The following is a 235-nucleotide window of genomic DNA, read 5'->3' on the forward strand; positions in this document are numbered from 1 at the left end:
GGACGTGGGATAACGTGAACTGAAATCAATTCTCCCACACGTTGTGCTGCAGCTGCTCCTGCATCTGTCGCCGCCTTCACGGCGCCAACATCTCCACGAACTAAAACAGTTACTAATCCACCGCCAACATGTTCTTTACCTATCAAGGTAACGTTAGCTGCTTTTACCATTGCATCTGCTGCTTCTATTGAACCAACCAATCCTTTGGTTTCAATCATTCCTAATGCTTCTGAAG

Annotated in this window: 1 protein-coding gene; it reads right to left on the reverse strand. The window is 46.4% G+C overall.

Translation table 11 applies throughout. The annotated features are described in order from the left end of the window. A partial coding sequence (locus tag HMPREF2780_RS02245) for a BMC domain-containing protein (RefSeq protein ID WP_105026052.1) occupies nt 1–235 on the reverse strand: 235 nt, incomplete at both ends.

It is taken from the genome of Streptococcus sp. HMSC062B01 (assembly GCF_001811085.1).
GTDB classification, from domain to species: domain Bacteria; phylum Bacillota; class Bacilli; order Lactobacillales; family Streptococcaceae; genus Streptococcus; species Streptococcus gordonii.